The sequence below is a fragment of the Flexivirga sp. G2 genome (assembly GCF_055397625.1).
Genome location: NZ_AP039675.1, coordinates 2,081,998 through 2,103,040, shown reverse-complemented (window position 1 = coordinate 2,103,040; position 21,043 = coordinate 2,081,998). Strand labels below are relative to the sequence as shown.

Genomic DNA, 21,043 nt, shown 5'->3' with positions numbered 1-21,043 from the left:
GCGCGGACGCGCTCCAGCACCGCACCGTCGTCGAGATCGGACAGAGAGGTCATCGGCGTCTCACAGTCTGAAGACGACCGTGCCCGCTCGTGGCAGGCACGGTGAAGGTGGTTGTGATGGTGTGCAGGGCCAGCAGGCGACAGCTAGGAGGTACTGCATGTCGCGGGGCACGGAACGAGATTTGCAAGCACGTGGCATGAAGCAATTGCACTCCGCTGCCGGAGTCAGAGCGCTCCGGCATGTTTCACCATCACCAGTGATGCTTCACCCACGTCTGACAAGGCCGACAACAGCTCTGCTGGGTCTGCACTCACCGGTTCCGTCCGGGCCTGCTGCACGATCCGCTCGTAGGCGATCACCGCTGACGCCAACGCACGGAACTCATCAGACTCGTAGTTCTGTGACGATATTGTGGGCCGCTCCACCGCCGTCCCCTCCCTGTCGTGTGCCGCTATCTATGAAGAGCGACAACGAGTGAGAAAGTGACGCCGCGCCCACCGTTCAGACACGTAGGCACAGGATTCCGGATCCGACTCCTGGCCCGGACCTGGCCGCATCCGGAATCTCCACGTGACTGGAGTCGGTGGCGATGTGGCCGCCGCCCGGTCAGGACTGCGACGTGGCGTCCCGGCTGCGGTGTCCGGAGCCGGTGATGCGGTAAACGTCGAAGACGCCGTCGATCTTGCGGACCGCCTTGATGACGTGCTCGAGGTGGTTGGGGTCACCCATCTCGAAGGTGAACTTCGACATCGCGACGCGATTGCGGGTCGTCTGCACGCTCGCGGACAGGATGTTGACGTGTTGCTCGGACAGCACGCGGGTCACATCGGACAGCAGTGCATTGCGATCGAGTGCCTCGACCTGCAACTGCACCAGGAACACCGACGCCGCGGACGGTGACCACGCCACATTGATCAGCCGCTCGGGTTGCGCCAGCAACTGTTCGGCGTTGGTGCAGTCCCGTCGGTGCACCGAGACGCCGTTGCCGGTCGTGACGAAACCGATGATGTCGTCGCCAGGCACCGGGGTGCAGCACCGGGCGAGTTTGACCCAGACGTCGTCCGTGCCGACGACGGTCACACCGGGGTCGGTCTCTGCCGAACGCCGGTTGCGCCGAACGGGATTCGTCGCTTCGGCCAGGTCCTCGGTGGTGCCCTCCTCGCCGCCGAGCATCTCGACGAGTTGCTTGACCACATGGTCCGGCGAGACGTGACTGTCACCGATCGCGGCATACAGGGCATCGATGTCGTGGTACTTCAGCCGCTCGGCGACGGACGTCAGCGACTCGTGCGACATCAACCGCTGGATGCCGAGCCCCTTCTTGCGGATCGTGCGGGCGAGAGCATCCTTGCCGTTCTCGATCGCCTCTTCGCGACGTTCCTTGGAGAACCACTGGCGGATCTTGTTGCGTGCCCGCGGGCTCTTGACGAAGCCGAGCCAGTCACGACTGGGTCCGGCGCCGTCGGCCTTGGACGTGAGGATCTCGACGACGTCGCCGTTCTCGAGCGGGCTCTCCAGCGGCACGAGTCGCCCGTTGACCCGGCCGCCGATCGTGTGGTGCCCGACCTCGGTGTGCACGGCATACGCGAAGTCGACCGGTGTGGAGCCCGCCGGCAACCCCATGACCGAACCCTTCGGCGTGAAGACGTAGACCTCGCGGGACCCGACGTCGAAACGCAGCGACTCCAGGAACTCCCCCGGATCGGCGGTCTCGCGCTGCCAGTCCAGCAGCTGCCGCAGCCACGACATGTCGTTGCTCGGGTTGGCGTCGTTGTCACTGTCTCCGGCGCCCTTCTTGGCGTCCTCCTTGTACTTCCAGTGGGCCGCGACACCGTATTCGGCGCGGCGGTGCATCCCGAAGGTCCGGATCTGGATCTCCACCGGCTTGCCCTGCGGTCCCATCACCGTCGTGTGCAACGACTGGTACATGTTGAACTTGGGCATCGCGATGTAGTCCTTGAACCGCCCGGGCAGCGGACTCCACCGCGAATGCAGCGTCCCGAGAACCGCGTAACAGTCCCGCACCGACTCCACCAGCACGCGCACCGCGACGAGGTCGTAGATGTCCTCGAAGTCGCGGCCGCGGACGATCATCTTCTGGTAGACGGAGTAGTAATGCTTGGGCCGCCCGGTCACCGTGGCCTTGATCTTCGCGGCCCGCAGGTCGGCCGTCACCTGCTCGCGCACGCCACGCAGGTACTCCTCCCGAGCCGGGGCGCGGTCGGCCACCAGTCGGGCGATCTCGTCGTAGACCTTCGGGTAGAGGGTCGCGAAGGACAGATCCTCCAGCTCCCACTTGATGGTGTTCATGCCGAGCCGGTGGGCCAGCGGAGCGTAGATCTCCAGGGTCTCGGTCGCCTTGCGCTGCGCCGACTCGGCGGACACGTAACGCCAGGTGCGGGCGTTGTGCAGTCGATCGGCCAGCTTGATGACCAGCACCCGGATGTCCCGTGCCATCGCGATGACCATCTTGCGGACGGTCTCGGCCTGCGCGGCGTCGCCGTAGGTCACCTTGTCCAGTTTGGTCACGCCGTCGACGAGCATGGCGATCTCGTCGCCGAACTCGTCCTTCAACTGCGTCAGGCTGTATGGCGTGTCCTCCACCGTGTCGTGGAGCAACGCCGCGGCGAGGGTCGGCGGCGTCATACCGAGCTCGGCCAGGATGGTCGCCACGGCCAGCGGGTGCGTGATGTAGGGATCACCCGACTTGCGCAACTGACCCCGGTGGGCGTTCTCGGCGACGGCATACGCCCGGTCGATGATTGCCAGATCGGCCTTCGGGTGGGTCGCCCGCACGATGGCCAGCAGCGGCTCGATCTCGCTGTTGGTGCTCGGGCGCGGCGCACCGAACCGGACGAGTCTGGCCCGCACACGCGACGCACCCGACGGGTTACTGGTGCGTTCGTCCTGACTCATAGGCCGAGTCTAATCGTGGCGATTCAGTCGACCAGCGTGGCGTGCACGGTGCGGCCGGGCAGTTTGTCCCGACCGTGCAGGAAGCTCAGTTCGAGCAACATTTCCAGCGCCACCACCTCGGCGCCCGCGCACTCGATCAGCTCGCAGGCCGCGGCCGCCGTGCCGCCGGTCGCCAGCACGTCGTCCACGAGCAGCACCCGATGTCCGGCGGTGAACGCGTCGGTCGTGACCTCGATAGTCGCCTGACCATATTCGAGGTCGTAGGAACGGGCGTGCGTGTCACCGGGGAGCTTGCCGGCCTTGCGGATCGGGACGAAGCCCAGACCCATCTGCAGCGCCAGCGGCGCTCCCAGGATGAAACCGCGGGCCTCGACCCCGGCGACCACGTCGACCTTGCCGGACCACCGGTCGGAGATCTCGGACAGGACGGCCGTGAACGCTGCCGGCTCCCGGAACAGGGGCGTCAGGTCCTTGAACATGACGCCCTGTTTCGGGAAGTCGGGGACGTCGCGCGTGTGGGCGGCCAGCACCTCGGCAGCGCCGTCAGTCATCCGCGTCCCGCTTCGCGAGCGGGTGGATCTCGCGCTTGCGCACCTTGGTGGCGGCAGCCGCAGCAGCTGCCTTGGCACGGGCGGGTTCGACGACGCCCGAGGCGGATTCGCCCGGTGTGTGGTCGTCCCTGGTCCCGGTCTGGGCCAGCACGCTCGCCTGGCTCGCCTGGTAGGCGTGCGCGCGACGGTCCAGTTCCTTGATGCTCGCCTCGCGGTGCCGCAGCGAGGTCAGCAGCGGGGTCGCGATGAAGATCGAGGAGTAGGTGCCGACGGCGATACCGAAGAACAGCGCAACGGCCAGGTCGAGCAGCGTGCCCGGGCCGAGCAGGAAGATGCCGACGACCATGATCGCGGTGATCGGCAGCAACGCGACGACCGAGGTGTTGATCGACCGGACCAGTGTCTGGTTGACCGCGTAATTGGCCGCCTGAGCATAGGTACGGTTGCCGTCCCTGATCGCTTCGTCGGTGTTCTCCCGGACCTTGTCGAAGACGACCACGGTGTCGTAGATCGAGTAACCGAGAATCGTCAGGAAGCCGATCATGGTGGCCGGCGAGATCTCGATGCCGGTCAGCGCGTAGATGCCGACCGTGAAGAACAGGTCGTGCACCAGCGCGACCAGCGCAGCGACGGCCATCGTCCAGGTGCGGAAGTAGACCGACAGCAGAATCGCCAGCAGCAGCAGGAAGACGATCAATGCCTGGATCGCCTTGTGCGTCACCGAACTACCCCACGAGGGGCCGATGAACTGCGTGCTGACCGAGCTCTGCTTGACGCCGAACTCCTTGGCGAGCGCGTTACCTACCTTGTCGGTGTCCGTCGAGGTGCCGTTGCCGAGCTTCTTGGACTCGATCTTGATCGTGCTCGCACCCGCCTTGGTCACCACGAGGTTGTCCGCGGAACCGACCGCCGACTTCACGGCGTCGTGCGCGCGCTGATCGAAGTTGCTCGTGCTCTTGATGTCGGCGACAGAGACCTGGGATCCACCCTCGAACTCCAGGCTGAAGTTCAGGCCACGGCCGAAGATGCCGACCGCTGCGATCACCAGGAGTATGCCGGTCAGGAGGTACCAGGTCCGGCGGCGACCGATGAAGTTGATCTGCCGGCGACCGGTGTAGAGGTCGTTACCGAACTGCGCGAAGCTCGCCATCAGGCCTGTCCTCCCTCGACTGCGGTGGCTTCCCCAGCCGCCTTGCGGTCGGCGATCGTGACTCGACCCCGTCCGGCATACGTGACACCCACGGCGCCGAGGCGCTCCGGATCGAACCCGGACCACTTGTGCCCGCTACCGAAGAACTTCGTGCGCGCCAGCAGAGTGAGCACCGGGTGCGTGAACATCATGACGACCGCGATGTCGACCAAGGTCGACAAGCCGAGGGTGAACGCGAACGCCTTCACGTTGTCCTCGGACAGCACATAGAGCACCGCTGCTGCCAGGAAGTTGACCGCGTCCGAGACGATGATCGTCCGCCGGGCACGCGCCCAACCGGTCTCGACGGAGGCCCGCAGGGGCCGGCCCGATCTGACTTCGTCTCTCACCCGCTCGAAGTAGACGATGAAGCTGTCCGCGGTGATGCCGATCGACACGATCAGACCGGTGACGCCGGCCATGGTGAGCCGGAACCCGCTGGTGAAGCCCAGCAGGGTGACCAGGCCGTAGCTCATCACACCCGCCACGACCAGCGACGCCACCGTGACGAAGCCGAGCGCGCGGTACTGCAGCAGCGAGTACAGAACCACGAGGACCAGACCGATCAGGCCGGCCAGAATGCCCTTCTGCAATTGGTCGGTGCCCACCTGCGGGCTGACCTGGTTGGAGGTCAGCTCCTTGAAGGAGAACGGCAGGGCGCCGAACTTCAGCTGGTTGGCCAGCGTCTTGGCACTGCTCTCGGTGAAGTTGCCGCTGATCTCCGCGTTGCCGTCGGTGATGACGGAGTTCGAATTCGGCGCGGTGATGACCTTGCCGTCGACGGTCACCGCGAACTGCTTCTTCGGGTTGCCGTCCGGGTATGGCGTGAGTCGTTCGGTGACGGCGGCGAACTGCTTGGTGCCGGTCCCGTCCAGTTTCAGGTTGACCACGACTTCGCTCGTCGCCACGCCCTGCTGATTGGTCTTCTGTCCGTAGGTCGCATCGGTGAGGTGCTTGCCCTGGATCTCGACCGGGCCCATGAGGTACTTGGTGCCGGTGGAGTCGTCACAACCGACGTTCGGCTGGCTCTCCGGTGCCTGGGCAGCGATCTCCTGCCACTTCACCGCCGGCTTGCCCTTGGGTGCGTCCGCCTGGGTGCACGGGAACGCCTGGAAGAGCTGGGTGTAGGTCTCCCCGGAGGTCGCCAGACCGTTCTGCACCCAGATGGAGTCGACCGGGAAGTCGCCCCACGCGTCGTCGCTGCCGTTGGCCGGCGGTGTGTGTGCACCCGGCAGCTGACGCGCCGGCGTGGTCTGCGTCGGGGTCGGCGTGGGCGTCGGCGTGCTCGTGCCGGAGGACTTCGACGTCGCCGTGCTCGACGGGCTCCCGGTCCCGGACGATGACGGGGTCGAGGAGGGCGTGGACGTCTCGGCCTTGAACGCCTGCGGCACGATGTCGTTCGCACCGCTGGACTTCGGCGTCGACGTCGCACTGCCCGTTGCCGGGCTCGACGAGCTCTTGGCTGCACTGCTCGGTGAGCTGCTCGGCGTCGTCGACGGCGAACCGGTCGGCGTCGGGGTGGTGCCCTGCGCCGGCGCGACCTGCTGCGAGGTGATCACCGGGCGGAAGGACAGCTGAGACGACTGCGCGAGCGACTTCAGCGTCTGCTCGCTCGGATTGCCGGGCAATGAGACCTGGATCAGCTTCTTGTTGACCGTGGTGACCTGCGCTTCGGACACACCATTGCCGTTGACCCGGTTGCGGATGATGTCGACGGCCTGGTCGACCTCGCCGGCGTTGACTGTCTGGCCCTTGCCCACGATCGGCTGGAGGGTGATCTGGCGGCCGCCCTCGAGGTCCAGGCCGAGCTGCGGGGTCCACTTGCCCTTGGGCGAACCCCAGGCGGTGGTGCCGGCGATCCCGGCATACAGCGCGACGATCAGCAACAACAGGATGGTCAGGATCTGCCGCGGTTTACCCGCGGGGCGTCGACGTGCTCGGGTTGCCACCTATTCGGCCTTCGTCTCGGGAGCGTGGTCGTCGTGCTTGTCGAGGTCGACCGTCTCGGTGTCTTCGGGCGTGCTCTCGGCGGGCTCCGCGGCGTGCGGCGCACCGACCTGGGCACGGGGAACGATCGCCCGCCGCACGAATCGCACCGTGACACCCGGCGAGACCTCGATGGCACCCTCGTCGTCGTCGAGGGAGACGAGCGTGCCGAGCAGACCCGACGTGGTGCTGACCTCTTCGCCGACCTTGATCTGGTCCTGTGCGACGCGCATCTGCTGCTGCCGCCTGCGCTGGCTCCAGAAGAGCCATGCGATCAGCAGCACCGGCAGGAGGAAGATCAAATTGCCCATGCCGGCTCCAGTACGTGCATCGAAAAGTCAGTCCTTGATATCGGGTGCGTCGGGGCAGCATAAGCGGCCGACGGGTGAGTCTAAGTGAGGAACGTTGCTGCGGGGTGCTCGGGTTCCGAGCGTGTCCGCGTCAGTCTCCGAATCGGCCGCCACCGGCCTCGTCCAGAGGCAAGGGTAGGGCGCCGCCCGTCGCCGTGGGTGGTGGCGTGAGTCCCAAATGGGTCCAGGCCAGTGCCGCAGCGGCCCGGCCGCGTGGAGTGCGCACCAGGTAACCCTCCCGCACCAGGTAGGGCTCGGCGACGGTCTCGACCGTGTCCGCCTCCTCGCCGACCGCGACGGCGAGGGTCGACAGGCCGACCGGCCCGCCACCGAACCGGCGGCACAGCGCTTCGAGCACCGCACGGTCCAGCCGGTCCAGCCCGCTGCGGTCGACATCGAACAGGGACAGCGCCGCGCGCGCCGAACCCAGATCGAGCACCCCACTGCCGTGCACCTGCGCATAGTCACGGACGCGTCGCAGCAGCCGGTTGGCGATGCGCGGCGTGCCACGCGATCGGCCGGCGATCTCCGCGATGCCCTGATCGGTCGCGTCGATGCCGAGCAACGTGGCATTGCGGGTGAGGATCTGCGCCAGGTCGTCGGCGGCGTAGAAGTCGAGGTGCCCGGTGAAACCGAATCGATCACGCAGCGGCGCCGGCAGCAGTCCGGACCGGGTTGTCGCGCCGACCACGGTGAACGGCGGCAGTTCCAGCGGTATGGCGGTGGCCCCCGGACCCTTCCCGACGACCACGTCGACCCGGAAGTCCTCCATCGCCAGGTAGAGCATCTCCTCGGCCGGCCGGGCCATCCGGTGGATCTCGTCGAGGAAGAGCACCTCACCCTCGGCCAGCGACGAGAGGATCGCGGCCAGGTCCCCGGCATGTTGTATGGCGGGACCGCTGGTGATCCGGATCGGTTGCTCCAGCTCGGCCGCGATGATCATGGCCAGGGAGGTCTTGCCGAGTCCGGGCGGACCGGACAGCAACACGTGGTCCGGCGGCCGCTGCCGTCGGCGAGCCGCTTCGAGCAGCAGACCGAGCTGGTCGCGAACGCGTGGCTGCCCAGGGAAGTCGGCGAGTCGCTTGGGACGCAGGGCGACCTCGAACCGGCGCTCCTCCTCGTCACCCACCGGGTCGACGATGCGGGACGTGGCGTCGAATGAGCCGTCCGGTTCGGTGTCCATCTCGTCCATCATCTCAGCGTCCCAGCTCACGCAGCGCCGCCCGCAGCAACGCCGACACCTCGGTGACCTCGGGGGCCGCCGCGACGACCTTGGCGACGGCGTCGTCGGCCTGCTTGGCGGACCAGCCCAGGCCGATGAGCGCTTCGGCGACCTGGTCGTGACCGCCACCGGTCGGCGCCGCCGGCACGTCGGGCGCACCCGTCCCGCTGATCGGCCCCACCTTGTCCTTGAGCTCCAGCACGATGCGCTCGGCGCCCTTCTTGCCGATGCCCGGTGTCTTGACCAGCGCAGCGACATCACCACCGGCGATGGCCGCGCGGATCTGATCTGGACTGGCAACAGCGAGCATTGCCAACGCGATTCGCGGACCGACACCGCTGACGGTCTGCACCAGCTCGAAGAGGTCACGCTCGTCGACGGTGCCGAACCCGTAGAGCGTCAACGCGTCCTCGCGCACGACCAGAGTTGTCGAGAGCGTCGCCTCTCCCCCGGTCCGCAGCGCTGCCGCGGTGCCGGGCGTCGTGTGGGTCAGCAACCCGACGCCACCGACCTCGACGACCACCTGGTCGAGTCCGACGTGCAGCACCGTGCCGCGCAGGGTGGCGATCATCCGCGAGCCCCTGCCCGTTGCTTGGCGACCGCGGCCGCGATGCGGTCCTGGGCACCGCCGCGCCATACGTGACAGATCGCGATCGCCAGCGCATCGGCCGCGTCCGCCGGCTTCGGCGGGGTGTCGAGCTTCAGGATGCGGGTGACCATCGACGTCACCTGCGCCTTGTCCGCCCGGCCGTTGCCGGTGACGGCGGCCTTGACCTCACTCGGCGTGTGCAGCGCAAGCGGGAGCCCGCGCCGCGCCGCGGCAAGCATCGGTATGGCGGAGGCCTGCGCCGTGCCCATGATCCCCTTGATGTTTGCCTTGGCGAAGACCCGCTCGACGGCCACCGAGTCGGGCCGGTGCCGCTCCATCCACTCGTCGATCTCGGTCTGCAGGCTGAAGAGCCGCTCCGCCGGGTCGTCGGTCACCGGAGTGCGCACCACGCCGACCGCGATCATCCGCACCGGCTGCCCGATGCCTCCTTCGACCACACCGAGACCACAACGGGTCAGGCCGGGGTCGACTCCGAGCACTCGCACAGCAGGGCAGCTCCTTCTTCGGCGTACGGGGTCCGACATATGTTCGGTCCCCGTCAGCTTAGGCGGGAGTTCCGCCATACCGGCGAAGGCGCGGGCGGCGCGTCGAACGCCGTGCCGAATCAGTCCTCGGCGTCGAGCTCCGCGAGCACCTCATCCGGCACATCGCCGTTGGCGTAGACGTTCTGCACGTCGTCGCTGTCCTCGAGCGCCTCGATGATGCGGAACATCTTCTTGGCGCCCTCCTTGTCGAGGGGCACCTCGACGGTCGGCAGGAAGGACGAGTCGGCGGAGTCGTAGTCGATGCCGGCGCCCTGGAGCGACTCACGCACCGCGACCAGGTCGGTCGCCTCGGAGATGACCTCGAAGGACTCGCCGAGGTCGTTGACCTCCTCGGCGCCCGAGTCGAGCACGACCTCGAGCAGGCCGTCCTCGGTGGCCTCGCCCTCGGGCTGCTTCTTCGGGACGATGACCACACCCTTGCGGTTGAACATGAAGGCAACCGAGCCGGACTCGCCCATCGAGCCGCCGTTCTTCTGCAAGGCGGTGCGAACCTCGGCGACGGCCCGGTTCTTGTTGTCGGTCAGGCACTCGATGAGCAGCGCGACGCCACCGGGTGCGTAGCCCTCGTAGGTCAGCGCGAGGTAGTCGGCGCCGCCGGCCTCGGCACCGGAGCCGCGCTTGACCGCACGGTCGATGTTGTCATTGGGGACACTCGACTTCTTGGCCTTCTGCACCGCGTCATACAGCGTCGGGTTGCCCGCGAGGTCACCTCCACCGGAGCGCGCAGCGACCTCGATGTTCTTGATCAGCTTGGCGAACAGCTTGCCGCGCTTGGCATCGATCGCTGCCTTCTTGTGCTTGGTTGTCGCCCACTTGGAGTGACCACTCATAGATGTCCCTCATCCTCATCGAACGTGCTGGGGTTCGACCGGCAATGTTATCGCCCGTCAGTGTTGCGCCACACGCAGGAAGTATTCGTGCACCCGGTGGTCGCCCGTGACCTCCGGGTGGAACGACGTCGCGAGCAGGTTGCCCTCGCGGACCGCGACGATGCGGCCGGCCGCCGCACCGGTGGCGACCGTGCCGAGCACTTGCACCTCCGGGCCGATCGACTCGACCCACGGGGCGCGGATGAAGACGGCACGGACCGGTTCCGGCCGCTCCCCCATGATGACCGGCATCTCGAGGTCCTCCTCGAAGGAGTCGACCTGCCGCCCGAACGCATTGCGCCGCACGGTCACGTCCAGGCCGCCGAGCGTCTGCTGGTCCGCGGTCGCGTCGAGCACCCGGTCGGCCAGCAGGATCATCCCCGCGCACGAGCCGTATGCCGGCAGCCCCTCCCGCAACCGCTGCCGCAACGGGTCGCGCAACTCGAACGCGCGCAACAGCTTGTCCATCGTGGTCGACTCACCGCCCGGCAGCACGATGCCGTCGAGCCCGTCCAGCTCTTCCGGACGACGCACCAATCGGGTTGTGGCACCGAGCGATTCGAGCGAACGTGCGTGCTCGCGGACATCTCCTTGTACGGCGAGCACGCCGATGACAGTTTTCACCGCAGCAGGGTCCCACAGCGAACCCTGCGGAACATCAGGGAGTCCACCGAGAAAAACCCGATGCGCCGCGGGTCAAGATTCGATAAACTCACGATATATCGCGATGGTGAGGAAAGCTAAGTATTCGCCGTCGCAGCAAACTCGGAGGGGTCGCCGGATGGATCGTCGTTTCGCAGGATTGGTTTGCGGTCGCCGCAGCAAATACGTGGTGCTCGTCATCTGGGTCGTCGCCTTGCTGGCGCTCGGTCCACTCGCCGGGAAACTCTCCGGTGCTCAGGACAATCAGACCTCCTCGTGGCTGCCGGGCAGCGCGGAGGCGACCAAGACCTACGACCAACTCGGCGCATTCGTCGACCGCAACAGCATGCCGGCGATCGTCGTCTACCACCGGGACGGTGGGCTGACCGCCGCCGACCGTGCGAAGGCGACGGCCGACGTTGCGACATACAAGAAGCAGACCCCGCACCTCGGCGGTCCGATCGTGGGTCCGATCCCGTCCAAGGACGGCACGACCCTGCAGACCCTCGTCCCGCTGCACGTCGATCCCAAGTCCGGCTGGAACGACCTGCCGAAGACGGCGAAGGAGATTCGCGCCACCGCGAAGACGGACGCTCGGGGAATGGACGTGCACCTGGGTGGGCCCGTGGGCTTCGGCGCCGATCAGGCCGACGCGTTCGCCGGCATCGACGGCACGTTGCTGTTCGGGACGCTCGGTGTGGTCATCTTCATCCTGCTGCTCACCTATCGCAGTCCCGTGCTGTGGATACTGCCCATCCTCAGCGCCGGCGTCGCGCTCACCGCAGCCCAGGCGTTCATCTACCTCCTGGTCGACCACACCGGCCTGACCGTCAACGGGCAGAGCTACGGCATCCTCACCGTGCTGGTGATCGGTGCCGGCACGGACTACGCCCTGTTGCTCGTCGCCCGATATCGGGAAGAGCTGCGCAGACACGAAGACCGGCACGAAGCAATGGCTTTCGCGCTTCATCGGTCCGGGCCGGCGATCATTGCCAGCGGCAGCACAGTGATCCTGGGCATGCTCTGCCTGCTCGCGGCTGAGATGAACTCCACCAAGGGACTCGGTCCCGTCGCAGCGCTCGGCATCGTGTTCGCGCTACTCGCGATGCTGACGCTGCTGCCCGCACTGCTGGTGACCGTGGGCCGTTGGGTCTTCTGGCCGCGCCGCCCGGCCTACGGCAGCCCCGAGCCGACGCAGAGCGGTGTGTGGGCGAAGGTCGGCGGCTTCATCCGCCCCCGGCCGCGCGCCGTCTGGTTGGTGACGGTCGGCCTGCTGCTGCTCTGCGCACTCGGCCTGACCCAGCTCAACTCGCACAGCCTGTCGAGCACGCAGAGCTTCACCGGCAACCCGGACTCGGTCACCGCGACGAAGATCCTGCAGAGCAAGTACGCCAGCAACTCCTCCGACCCGGTCTACGTGCTCGTCGACACGACGCATCAGGCCCGAACGACGCAGGAGCTGTCCTCGGCCGGATTCGCCCCGGCGGCCAAACCGATCACGCGCGGGGACCGCACGCTGTTGCAGACCGCGGTGTCCGGAGATCCCTACAGCTCCAAGGCATTCGATCAGTTGAACCGGATCCGGGATGTCGCCCATGGTGTGCCGGGAGCGAACGCCTTGGTCGGCGGTACGACCGCGATCACCTATGACGTGCAGCAGGCGACCGATCATGACAGCAAGGTGATCATCCCGCTGACCCTGCTGGTGGTGCTCGTCATACTCGGGGTGCTGCTGCGGGCGATCGTCGCGCCGGTGCTGTTGATCCTCACCGTGATCGTGTCGTTCGCCGCGGCGCTCGGCCTGTCCTCGTTGGTGTTCCACTACATCTTCGGGTTCGCCGGGACGGATCCGTCATTGCCGCTGTTCGTGTTCGTCTTCCTGGTGGCACTCGGGATCGACTACAACATCTTCCTGATGACGCGCGTCCGGGAAGAGGCGCGACAACATGGCACCCGGCGTGGTGCGATCGTCGGGCTGTCGGCCACCGGTGGGGTCATCACCTCCGCCGGTCTGGTCCTCGCGTCGACGTTCGCGGTGCTCGGCACCCTGCCGCTGGTGGCGTTCGCCGAGATCGGTTTCGCGGTCGCACTCGGGGTGCTGCTCGACACGATCATCGTCCGTGCGGTGCTGGTCACGGCGCTCACGCTCGACATCGGCCCGAAGATCTGGTGGCCCGGCAAGCTGCGCAACGTGCCGGACGCCTCGGCCGATCAGATCGCCTCCGACGCGGAGGCCGACGCCGCGCGGGTATGACGCACACCGGTATGACGCACACCGAGTGACAACCCATCGCGAATGACGGCTTCCTCGGCGAACGACGGTCAAATTCGACCGTCAGTCGGCGAGGGAGCCGTCATTCGGCACGGTCGGTCTGTGTTGCCGCCACGATGTCCGGGTCGAGGCACGCCTTCGCGAAGGCCGCGATGCGCGCCCGGATCTCTCTGCCGAGGAGCCACTGGCCGATGGGCTCGGCGACAGGCCGGAGCCAGGCGGGTTTGACCGTGTAGGTGTACTTCCACCGCGCCGTCGTGCCGGCAACTCCGCCCTGCTCGGCAGCGACGAATCGCCAACCACCGCCGAACGTTTCGAAGAACCACGGACCTCGCTCCATGGTCATCCCGACGCTGGTCGGCGGCCGGTAGGAGACATACCTGCTGATCATCTGCGGCCCGACCCGCGCCCTGGTGAGTGTGCGCACACCGACTCCCGGCCGGTCGGCGTCGAGCAGCCGCTGCCCTCGGATGAACGGATCCCATCGCAACCGGACCTCACCCGTCGTCTGACTGACCGCGAAGGCCACGTCGACGGTCACCGGGATCCACACTTCGGCGCTCACCTGTGGCATACGGCGAGTGTAGGCAACGGCGACGCCATCAAATCTCTCGCGCGCGGACTCGTATGGCGACAGCATGGGGCCGCACGTCTTCGCCGGCACCATCGCGCCGGCGCGGTCACCGGAACCGATGCAACGGTCGCCATACCCCGTCGAACTGTTACGCCTGCTCGAACGCGGTTCGACCGAGCACCTGCGAAAAGGCTTCCCCGGTGGGCATTTTCACGACACCGAAGAGCTTACCGACGAGCTGGTCGACGCCGGCCTGATCGACATCGAGGTGCACGGACTCGAGGGTCCGGGCGGCATGCCACTCGAGGTCGAGCGCACGCACGACTCCGAATTGCGTGCCGCAGCAATGGTTCTGGCGCAGCGCTTCAGCACCGTGCCCGGCATACGCGACCTGAGCCAGCATCTGCTCGGCATCGGGCGCCGGCGCTGAGCCGTGCGTCTCCGCCCGGCATCCGAGCCATGATCTGATGGTGGACATGGACGAGGAGACCGCCGCCAGGATCGCCGCGCTCGAGCAGCACATCGACCGCCTCTACGCCCTCCTCGGACAACAGGCTCCGTACACCGCGCCGTCCTGGACACGACCGTCGCCGCCCCTTCCGCAGCCGACGATGTCCGGTGTCGCGGTTTCGGAGACGGTGATGCAGTTCATCCGTCAGGGCCAGGAGATCCGCGCGATCAAGCAGTATCGCGAGGAGACCGGCTCAGGACTCCTGGACGCGAAGAAGGCGGTCGACGCCATCGTCCGTGACTACCGCGACGGACGTATCCGCTGAACCTGGCCGTTCACGCCCTCAACCCTGGACGAAGTGCAACCCGACGGCGGACTCCAGATCCGCTCCGGCCGCATGCAGGGACACATCCCAGGTTCGGTCGCCGACGACACCGTCGGACGTGACGTGCCCCCAGTGCTGGAACGCCTTCACCGACGCGGCCGTGTGCGGACCGAAGTGACCGTCGACGCCCTGCGGCGTGGTTCCCCACTGCCCGTGCGCACCGTTGGTCAGCACCTGCTGCAGGTGCGTCACGACCGAGCCGCTCGAGCCCTGCTGCAACGTCGGCATCGGACCACCATCGGGCAGGTACGCCCACGTCACCGGACCGACAACGCCGTCGGCGGTGAGTGAATGGGCCTGCTGAACCTGCTTGACCGCAGCAAGTGTCGCCGGACCGAAGTCGCCGTCCACCACGATCGCGAAGTTCGGCGTACGGTGCAGCGCCCGTTGCAACCGTCGCACCGCCGTGCCCGTGGCTCCCGAGTGCAGCGTCGGCTGGTTCGGATTGAGACTGGTCCGCGACACCGTGGTCGGCTGCCGCAACCACGCTTCCGCGGTGATCGCGATCATCGACGGCGCGTCGATGATCCCGATGGTGTTCCAGGTGAACAACGCGTAACCGGCGCTCGTCCCGTCGACCCCGCCAGGCACCGGAACACCGAGTTGCTGCGCCAGCCACGTCAGCGATCCGTATCCACACAGCGAGACGCAGTGATCCTCGTTCGGATCCGGGCTGAATCCTGTTGCGAACCAACCTGATTCACCGTCGGTCGACAACCATGCGGTCTCCAGCTGGTCCGCAGCGACGCCGAGTTTGACGGGCCCTTTCGCGATCGCGCTGCGCAGAGTGCTCCCGCTGGTCCAATTGACGCTGTAGTGCGCACCGTCGTTGTAGAGGACCGGACTGCCGTCGAAACCGTCGTGCTGCATCCAGGTCATCACATCGGGCAGATACGCGCCCTCGAGCACGCCGTGTTGAGAGGCCCAACCGGTCACGTCGGCGTCCGACAGGAAGATCTCCGGATGGTGACAGGCCTTGGCGAACGCCTCTTCAGCGGTCACGCAATCACCGTGAACATCGTTGCCCCACATGGAGATCCGTGCGGGTCGGACGAGGTATGTCATGGGTACTCCTGCGGTGGCGACGTGCGGCACGGCTGCAGCGAGCCGGGAACGGGGTGTGGGTCGCGCACCACGGCGCGGTGTTGCAACTGGCATGACTGACTCCTGAACGGGTGCGCGAATGCGCAAGGTGATGTAAATGAGCGCGAACGCCGCGCTTCGGCGATTCCGGCCGCTGCTGCGGTCCCGGCAAACGGGGTGATGGTGATCCCCGGTCAGCCACGCCTTCTCCTGCATCGCGACGGCCGACCGTGCCCCTCATCGCGACGGAAATACAACCCGTTCTGCGGGCACCATCCATCCTCCACCGTCGCGGTCGACCCGCCAATCATTCGGCGTCCACCGAATCGATCAACCGCCGCCGTGCGCCCCGCCCGTCAGCCGACCCAACCGCCGCGATAACCCCAGCCGCCGAAGTCGCCGTAGGTCGGACCGCCGCCCCGGCCACCGAGATATCCGCCGACCACCGCGGCCCCGAGCTCGTCGAGTTCGGGTGCCACCACGCGACCGTCGGCCCGCTTCGCCAGTTGGTCGACGAACCGCGCCAGGCCGGGATCCTCGCCCAGCCGGAAGATCGTCGTCTGTGCTCCCAACCGCACGGCGGTGTCAAGTTCGCGAACGCTGTAGGCGATCGTCAACGGGTGCGGCGGGTAGCTGAACCATGCTTCACCGTCGGGTTCGAGATGCGCCGTCGGCTCGCCGTCGGTGACGATCAGCAGCACCGGCTGGGCGTTCGGGTGCCGGCGGAAGTGCTGGTTCGCGAGCATCAACGCGTGATGCAGGTTGGTGCCCTTGTCCCACTCCGCCGAGAGGGCGGTCAGTGACTCGATGTCCATCGTCTGTGCATGTCGGCCGAAACCGATGAGCTGCAACGAATCTCCGCGGAATCGGGTTTGGATCAGATGGTGCAGCGCCAGTGCGGTGCGCTTCATCGGCACCCAGCGGCCGTCCATCGCCATCGAGAAGGAGGTGTCCACCAGGAGCGCGACTGCGGCCTGTGTGCGCGCCTCCGTCTCCTGGACCTCGACGTCGGTGATGGCGAGCGGCCGATCGTCGTCGCCGCCGGCCCGGCGCAATGCCGCGTTGGTCAGTGTCCGAGTGACGTCCCACGGCTCGTTGTCGCCGAACTGCCACTCCCTGCTGGCACCTGTCGGCTCCCCCGCCATACCTGCTCGACGTGCGTCACGCGAGCCCGCGCGGCCGCTGAGCCGGGTGGCGACATCCTTGAGGAGGGTCCGCCCGAGCTCGCGCATCGCGCGCGGCGACAGCTTCAGCTCGCCGGTGGAATCCTTTGTCAGATAACCACGTTCGCGCAGGGCCTTCTCCAGCTCGGCCAACGTGCGCGCATCCGCTGCGGCCTCGTCCCCGAGCTGTCGGGCGAGGGCGTCCAGATCCAGGTCATCCATCTGCGCGCCCGTGTATTGCTGCGACAGTTGCTCGGACAGCTCGTCCAACTGCGCCAGATCCTGTATGACGCCCGTCCCGTCACCCAGACCCATGCCCTGCTCGCCGCCGAACTGCTCCGAGCCGGACCAGTCCTCCCCCGGCCGCAGCGACTGCAGGTTGCTGTCCAACTGGGCGAGCTGGTCCATCAACTCGGGTGACCCGAACGCCTGCTGCGAGAGCTCCATCAGCTCCTGTCGCTGCTCGGGGGTCATCGAGTTGAGCATGCGCTGCGCCGCGGCTGCCCGCTGCGCCAGGGAGTCGAGCAATTCGTCGATGTTCTGCGGGTTCTCCGGGAAGAAGTCCCCGTGCTGGGCCATGAAATCGGCGAACTGCTGGTCCGTGCCCTCACCACGCCCGTGCGCCTCGAGCAGCTCGTTGAGGTCGCGCAGCATGTCATTGATCCGCTGCCGGTCCTCCTCTGTCGCGCCCTCGAGCGCCTGCTTCATCCCGGCGAACCGCTGGTCGAGCATCTCGCGGCCGAGCAGGTCCTTGATCTGGTCGTACTTCTCGCGTGCCTCGTTGCTGCGCCACGGGTAGTCGGCGAGCTCGTTGACCGCTGCGGCCGTCGAGGGCGGAAGGTTCTCGATCCGCAGCTCCGCGAACCGTGCGTCGTCGTCCAGATCCCGCGCCAGCTGTTTGCGCTCGGCGAGCACCGCATCGTCCAGCAGCTGTTTGATCTCCTGGAAGGTGCCGTCCAGGTTGTGCTTGGCCAGCAACTCGCGACGCTTCTCGGCGACCTGCCGGGCCAGATCGTCGAGGCCCCGCTGCTGCCGCCCGCCCCGCCGCAGGAACTCCTGCATCGCATGCTCCGGCCGATAGCCGGCCATCACGTCCTCGCCGATGGCGTCGAGTGCCTCGGCGAGGTCCACCGGCGGCGCCAACGGGTCTGGGCCGCCGGCATACCGGCCGTAGCGTGAGCGGTGAGTGTGCTTACGTGGCAACGAGATACGCCTCCATGACTAATTCTTCCAGAACTTGTGCGAACTCGTCAGTATGGCCACAGCGCCGGCCGGACCGGACGCCCACGCAGCCCCGTCCGGCGCGACATGTATGCCGTCGTAGTCGGTGGTGTCGAAGGTCGACCAGGTCCGCCCGCCGTTGCTGCTGATGTCGCTGCCGGTCGGTCCGACTGCGATGACGGTGTTGCCACGGCCGGGCAGGTAGGCCACGCCCGAGCGGTAACCGCCGAGGGCGTTGCTGCTGGCCTTCCACGGCGAGCGTCCGTGCTTGACGGCCGCCGAGTCGGTGCCGTCGGTCGGTGCGGTGTAGTCGCCACCGACCGCCACGCCGGTGCGTGAGTTCTTGAACGCAATGCTGTAGATGCCAGCGGCATCGCCGGCACGGACCGGCGTCGTCTCGGCGGACCAGCTGTTGCCGGCGTTCGTCGTGTGGAAGACCCGAGGTGACTCACCGCCCGTCGCGAACCAGAACTCCCCGGAGCGAGCCCGGCTGTTCTGGGCGGACACCAGGCAGGTGCCGGACGCCGCGAACCCGAACTCGTTGGCGAACGCCTTCGGCATACCCGTGGTCGGCAGCACCGTCCACGAACGACCACCGTCGGTGGTGCGCGCCATCCGGAAGTACCCATCGACCGGGTCGCTCATCGCCAGGCCGGTTCCGTTGGCGCTGAACGCCATACAGTCGTAGAACGCGTTCGGGTCGGTGTTGGTGAAGACCTGCTGCCACGTCCGCCCGCCGTCGTCCGTGCGGAAGATCCGCGAGTCGCCACCCTCACCGATCGAGAGTGCCTCGGCGTGCCGGCTGTCCCATGCTTCGATGTCGCGCAACGCCAGACCGTCGGTCTTCGCGACCGCGGGTGACACGTCATCCCAGTGCCGCCCGCCATCGGTCGTGCGCAACACGCTGCCCTTCTCTCCGCTCACCCACGCGACCCGGCCACTGACCGCGGCCAGCCCGCGGAACTGTTCGTCGACCCCTGTCGGTCGAGGCGACCACGAGTAGTGCTGGTGGTGTGCCGGGCCGATCGGCCGGAGCAGCGCTTGCCGGCGCCGCCAGGGCAGCCGCGGCGGACACGGCCGCCACGAAGCCGGCGACGCGCAGGGAACGGTGAATTGCAGTGTTGGCAGACATAATTCAGACGCTAGCGCCGCATGGACACCGGTGGGTGGTTCGGAACATCGTCATACGGAGTCGCTCTCGCCGTAGGTCGTGTTGCCGTCGTCGTCCGACTCCTTGCTGACCTGTTTGGCCAGGTAGAGGCCTTCGAGGGCCAGCTCGACCGCAGCAGCCCGCTCGCCAGGGGTCGACGCGTCCAGCCGCTCGGCGACCTGGTCGTACAGGTCGGACTCGCCGAGCACCGGCAACTCGTCCAGAACGGCTGCGGCCGTGATCTGTTCGCCGGTCGTGACGCGTGCGCCCCGCTCGAGAGCCCGGACCAGCAACGCCAGGTCGATGCCTCGCAGTCGACTCCGCGCCGTCTCGGCGGTGGCCGTGCGCAGCAGATGCTCCAGGATGGCCTCCTCGCGCCCTTCGTGCCCTGACTCGAACTCGACCTTGCCGGCGAGCACGTCGACGGCGGTCTCCAGGTCGATGACGCGCGCCACGGCCTCGCTCTCGTGCTGCACGGTCGCCCGATGCAGCGCGGCCGCCGCCACGGTTTCCGCGGCGGCTATCGCGAATCGCGCTGAGACGCCGGACCTTTGATCAACGGCGTTGGATTCGCGCAGTGCCCGGGTGAACCGCGCCAGGATCTCGATGAGGTATGGCGGCACCGTCGCAGCCAGGTGCGCCTCCTGCTCGATCACGGCGATCTCGCCCTCGAGCTCGAGCGGATAGTGCGTGCGCACCTGCGCCCCGAACCGGTCCTTCAACGGAGTGATGATCCGGCCGCGGTTGGTGTAGTCCTCGGGATTCGCGCTGGCCGCCACGAGCACGTCCAGCGGCAACCGCAACGTGTAACCGCGGACCTGGATGTCGCGCTCCTCCATCACGTTCAGCATCGCGACCTGGATGCGTTCGGCCAGGTCCGGGAGTTCGTTGATCGCGACGATGCCGCGGTGCGACCGCGGGATCAGCCCGAAATGGATCGTCTCCGGGTCGCCGAGGCTGCGTCCCTCGGCAACCTTCATCGGGTCGACGTCGCCGACCAGGTCACCGACGGAAGTGTCTGGCGTTGCGAGCTTTTCGGCATACCGCTCGTCGCGGTGGCGCCAGCCGACCGGAAGGTCGTCCCCGAGCTCGGCCGCTCGTCGGCGCGAGGCCGGCGTGATCGGGTCGTACGGGTGCTCGCCGAGCTCGGAACCCTCGATCACGGGGGTCCACTCGTCGAGCAGGCCGACGAGGGTGCGGAGCACGCGGGTCTTGCCCTGCCCGCGCTCCCCCAGCAGGACGACGTCGTGGCCGGCCAGAAGGGCGCGCTCCAGCTGCGGCAGCACGGTGTATTCAAAGCCTTGTATGCCGGGCCACAGGTCCTCGCCTGCCGCGAGTCTCGCCAGCAGGTTGTCGCGCAGTTCCTCCCGGACACTGCGCAGTTCGTGGCCCGAGGCGCGCAACTGGCCGAGTGTGGTGATCGTGGGTGCAGGGGTCGAAGCAGTCGAATCCGTCACGCGTTCCACGCTACGCCTCTTTCCTGCCGAAGCGGAGGGTCTATCCGGATCAGTCCGGTGCGCACACGTCCGATCGGGTGAGGAAGCGGTAGCCCGTCGGACCCTCGAGGGAGAATCCGGCTCCACGCCCCTTCACGAGATCGATGGTCAGGGCAGTGTGCTGCCATACCGCGTACTGCTCGCCGGAGATGTAGACCGGCACCGGCTCGTATCCGTCACCGACAGGAAGATCGCCGAGATGCACATCGCGTTGCCCCAGGCGGTACTCCCCTTGCTGATAGCACATCGGGGACGACCCGTCGCAGCAACCACCCGACTGGTGGAACATGAGCGGGCCGTGCTCGCCGATGAGGCGACGCAGCATTCGCGCCGCCTCATCGGTGACCGAAGCACGGGTGTCGGCCATC

The 21,043-nt window shown here is 67.3% G+C and carries 20 protein-coding genes; 3 read left to right on the top strand and 17 right to left on the bottom strand.

What is annotated here, in order from left to right; all coding sequences use genetic code 11:
- Nucleotides 1-224: 224 nt before the first annotated feature.
- The 11 genes from ACZ50J_RS10190 to pdxT form a co-directional block, all read right to left on the bottom strand.
- Nucleotides 225-425, bottom strand: a complete 201-nt coding sequence (locus ACZ50J_RS10190) for a hypothetical protein (RefSeq protein WP_464301164.1) — start codon at nt 423-425, stop codon at nt 225-227.
- Between the two features lie 181 nt (nt 426-606).
- Nucleotides 607-2,916: a RelA/SpoT family protein gene (locus ACZ50J_RS10185; protein WP_464301163.1), complete on the bottom strand. Its 2,310-nt coding sequence runs from the start codon at nt 2,914-2,916 to the stop codon at nt 607-609.
- Nucleotides 2,917-2,939: 23 nt separating this feature from the next.
- Nucleotides 2,940-3,467 (bottom strand): adenine phosphoribosyltransferase, encoded by a 528-nt coding sequence (locus tag ACZ50J_RS10180; RefSeq protein WP_464301162.1) that lies wholly within the window; start codon nt 3,465-3,467, stop codon nt 2,940-2,942.
- Entirely contained in the window at nt 3,460-4,617 is a 1,158-nt protein-coding gene (gene secF / locus ACZ50J_RS10175; RefSeq protein WP_464301161.1) for a protein translocase subunit SecF, read from the bottom strand. The genes ACZ50J_RS10180 and secF overlap by 8 nt, the downstream gene beginning before the upstream one ends.
- Entirely contained in the window at nt 4,617-6,605 is a 1,989-nt protein-coding gene (gene secD / locus ACZ50J_RS10170) for a protein translocase subunit SecD (RefSeq protein ID WP_464301160.1), read from the bottom strand. Before secD ends, secF begins: the two co-directional genes overlap by 1 nt.
- Complete coding sequence (gene yajC / locus ACZ50J_RS10165; protein WP_464301159.1) at nt 6,606-6,953, bottom strand: preprotein translocase subunit YajC; 348 nt, start codon at nt 6,951-6,953, stop codon at nt 6,606-6,608.
- 130 nt (nt 6,954-7,083) lie between these two features.
- Nucleotides 7,084-8,175, bottom strand: a complete 1,092-nt coding sequence (gene ruvB / locus ACZ50J_RS10160) for a Holliday junction branch migration DNA helicase RuvB (RefSeq protein WP_464301158.1) — start codon at nt 8,173-8,175, stop codon at nt 7,084-7,086.
- A 13-nt stretch (nt 8,176-8,188) separates the two neighbouring features.
- A complete protein-coding gene (ruvA, locus tag ACZ50J_RS10155) occupies nt 8,189-8,785 on the bottom strand; it encodes a Holliday junction branch migration protein RuvA (protein WP_464301157.1) in 597 nt (198 codons plus the stop codon).
- The gene (ruvC, locus tag ACZ50J_RS10150; protein ID WP_464301156.1) at nt 8,782-9,309 is read right to left on the bottom strand and encodes a crossover junction endodeoxyribonuclease RuvC; all 528 of its coding nucleotides are present in this window, start codon (nt 9,307-9,309) and stop codon (nt 8,782-8,784) included. The genes ruvA and ruvC overlap by 4 nt, the downstream gene beginning before the upstream one ends.
- A 119-nt stretch (nt 9,310-9,428) precedes the next feature.
- The gene (locus ACZ50J_RS10145) at nt 9,429-10,199 is read right to left on the bottom strand and encodes a YebC/PmpR family DNA-binding transcriptional regulator (RefSeq protein ID WP_464301155.1); all 771 of its coding nucleotides are present in this window, start codon (nt 10,197-10,199) and stop codon (nt 9,429-9,431) included.
- Nucleotides 10,200-10,256: 57 nt separating this feature from the next.
- Nucleotides 10,257-10,862, bottom strand: a complete 606-nt coding sequence (gene pdxT / locus ACZ50J_RS10140; RefSeq protein ID WP_464301154.1) for a pyridoxal 5'-phosphate synthase glutaminase subunit PdxT — start codon at nt 10,860-10,862, stop codon at nt 10,257-10,259.
- A 157-nt stretch (nt 10,863-11,019) separates the two neighbouring features.
- On the opposite strand from pdxT, the gene ACZ50J_RS10135 reads away from it, so the two are divergent.
- Entirely contained in the window at nt 11,020-13,134 is a 2,115-nt protein-coding gene (locus tag ACZ50J_RS10135; protein ID WP_464301153.1) for an MMPL family transporter, read from the top strand.
- Nucleotides 13,135-13,234: 100 nt separating this feature from the next.
- Here ACZ50J_RS10135 and ACZ50J_RS10130 read toward each other — a convergent pair whose 3' ends face one another.
- Nucleotides 13,235-13,726, bottom strand: a complete 492-nt coding sequence (locus ACZ50J_RS10130) for an SRPBCC family protein (protein WP_464301152.1) — start codon at nt 13,724-13,726, stop codon at nt 13,235-13,237.
- A gap of 64 nt (nt 13,727-13,790) precedes the next feature.
- Between ACZ50J_RS10130 and ACZ50J_RS10125 the strand changes: the two genes are divergently transcribed.
- Nucleotides 13,791-14,156 (top strand): hypothetical protein, encoded by a 366-nt coding sequence (locus tag ACZ50J_RS10125; protein WP_464301151.1) that lies wholly within the window; start codon nt 13,791-13,793, stop codon nt 14,154-14,156.
- Between the two features lie 46 nt (nt 14,157-14,202).
- Complete coding sequence (locus ACZ50J_RS10120) at nt 14,203-14,502, top strand: hypothetical protein (protein ID WP_464301150.1); 300 nt, start codon at nt 14,203-14,205, stop codon at nt 14,500-14,502.
- A gap of 18 nt (nt 14,503-14,520) precedes the next feature.
- On the opposite strand, the gene ACZ50J_RS10115 is transcribed toward ACZ50J_RS10120, so the two are convergent.
- The 5 genes from ACZ50J_RS10115 to ACZ50J_RS10095 all read right to left on the bottom strand — a co-directional run bounded on the left by ACZ50J_RS10115 (nt 14,521) and on the right by ACZ50J_RS10095 (nt 21,042).
- Entirely contained in the window at nt 14,521-15,564 is a 1,044-nt protein-coding gene (locus tag ACZ50J_RS10115; RefSeq protein ID WP_464301149.1) for a peptidoglycan-binding domain-containing protein, read from the bottom strand.
- 437 nt (nt 15,565-16,001) lie between these two features.
- The gene (locus ACZ50J_RS10110; RefSeq protein ID WP_464301148.1) at nt 16,002-18,011 is read right to left on the bottom strand and encodes a VWA domain-containing protein; all 2,010 of its coding nucleotides are present in this window, start codon (nt 18,009-18,011) and stop codon (nt 16,002-16,004) included.
- 18 nt (nt 18,012-18,029) lie between these two features.
- Nucleotides 18,030-18,953, bottom strand: coding sequence for an oxidoreductase (locus ACZ50J_RS10105; RefSeq protein WP_464301147.1), 924 nt, complete (start codon nt 18,951-18,953; stop codon nt 18,030-18,032).
- Nucleotides 18,954-19,211: 258 nt separating this feature from the next.
- Nucleotides 19,212-20,636 carry a magnesium chelatase gene (locus ACZ50J_RS10100; RefSeq protein WP_464301146.1) on the bottom strand — a complete coding sequence of 475 codons (1,425 nt, stop codon included), beginning with the start codon at nt 20,634-20,636 and terminating at the stop codon, nt 19,212-19,214.
- 49 nt (nt 20,637-20,685) lie between these two features.
- Nucleotides 20,686-21,042, bottom strand: a complete 357-nt coding sequence (locus tag ACZ50J_RS10095; protein WP_464301145.1) for a DUF779 domain-containing protein — start codon at nt 21,040-21,042, stop codon at nt 20,686-20,688.
- Nucleotide 21,043: the final 1 nt, after the last annotated feature.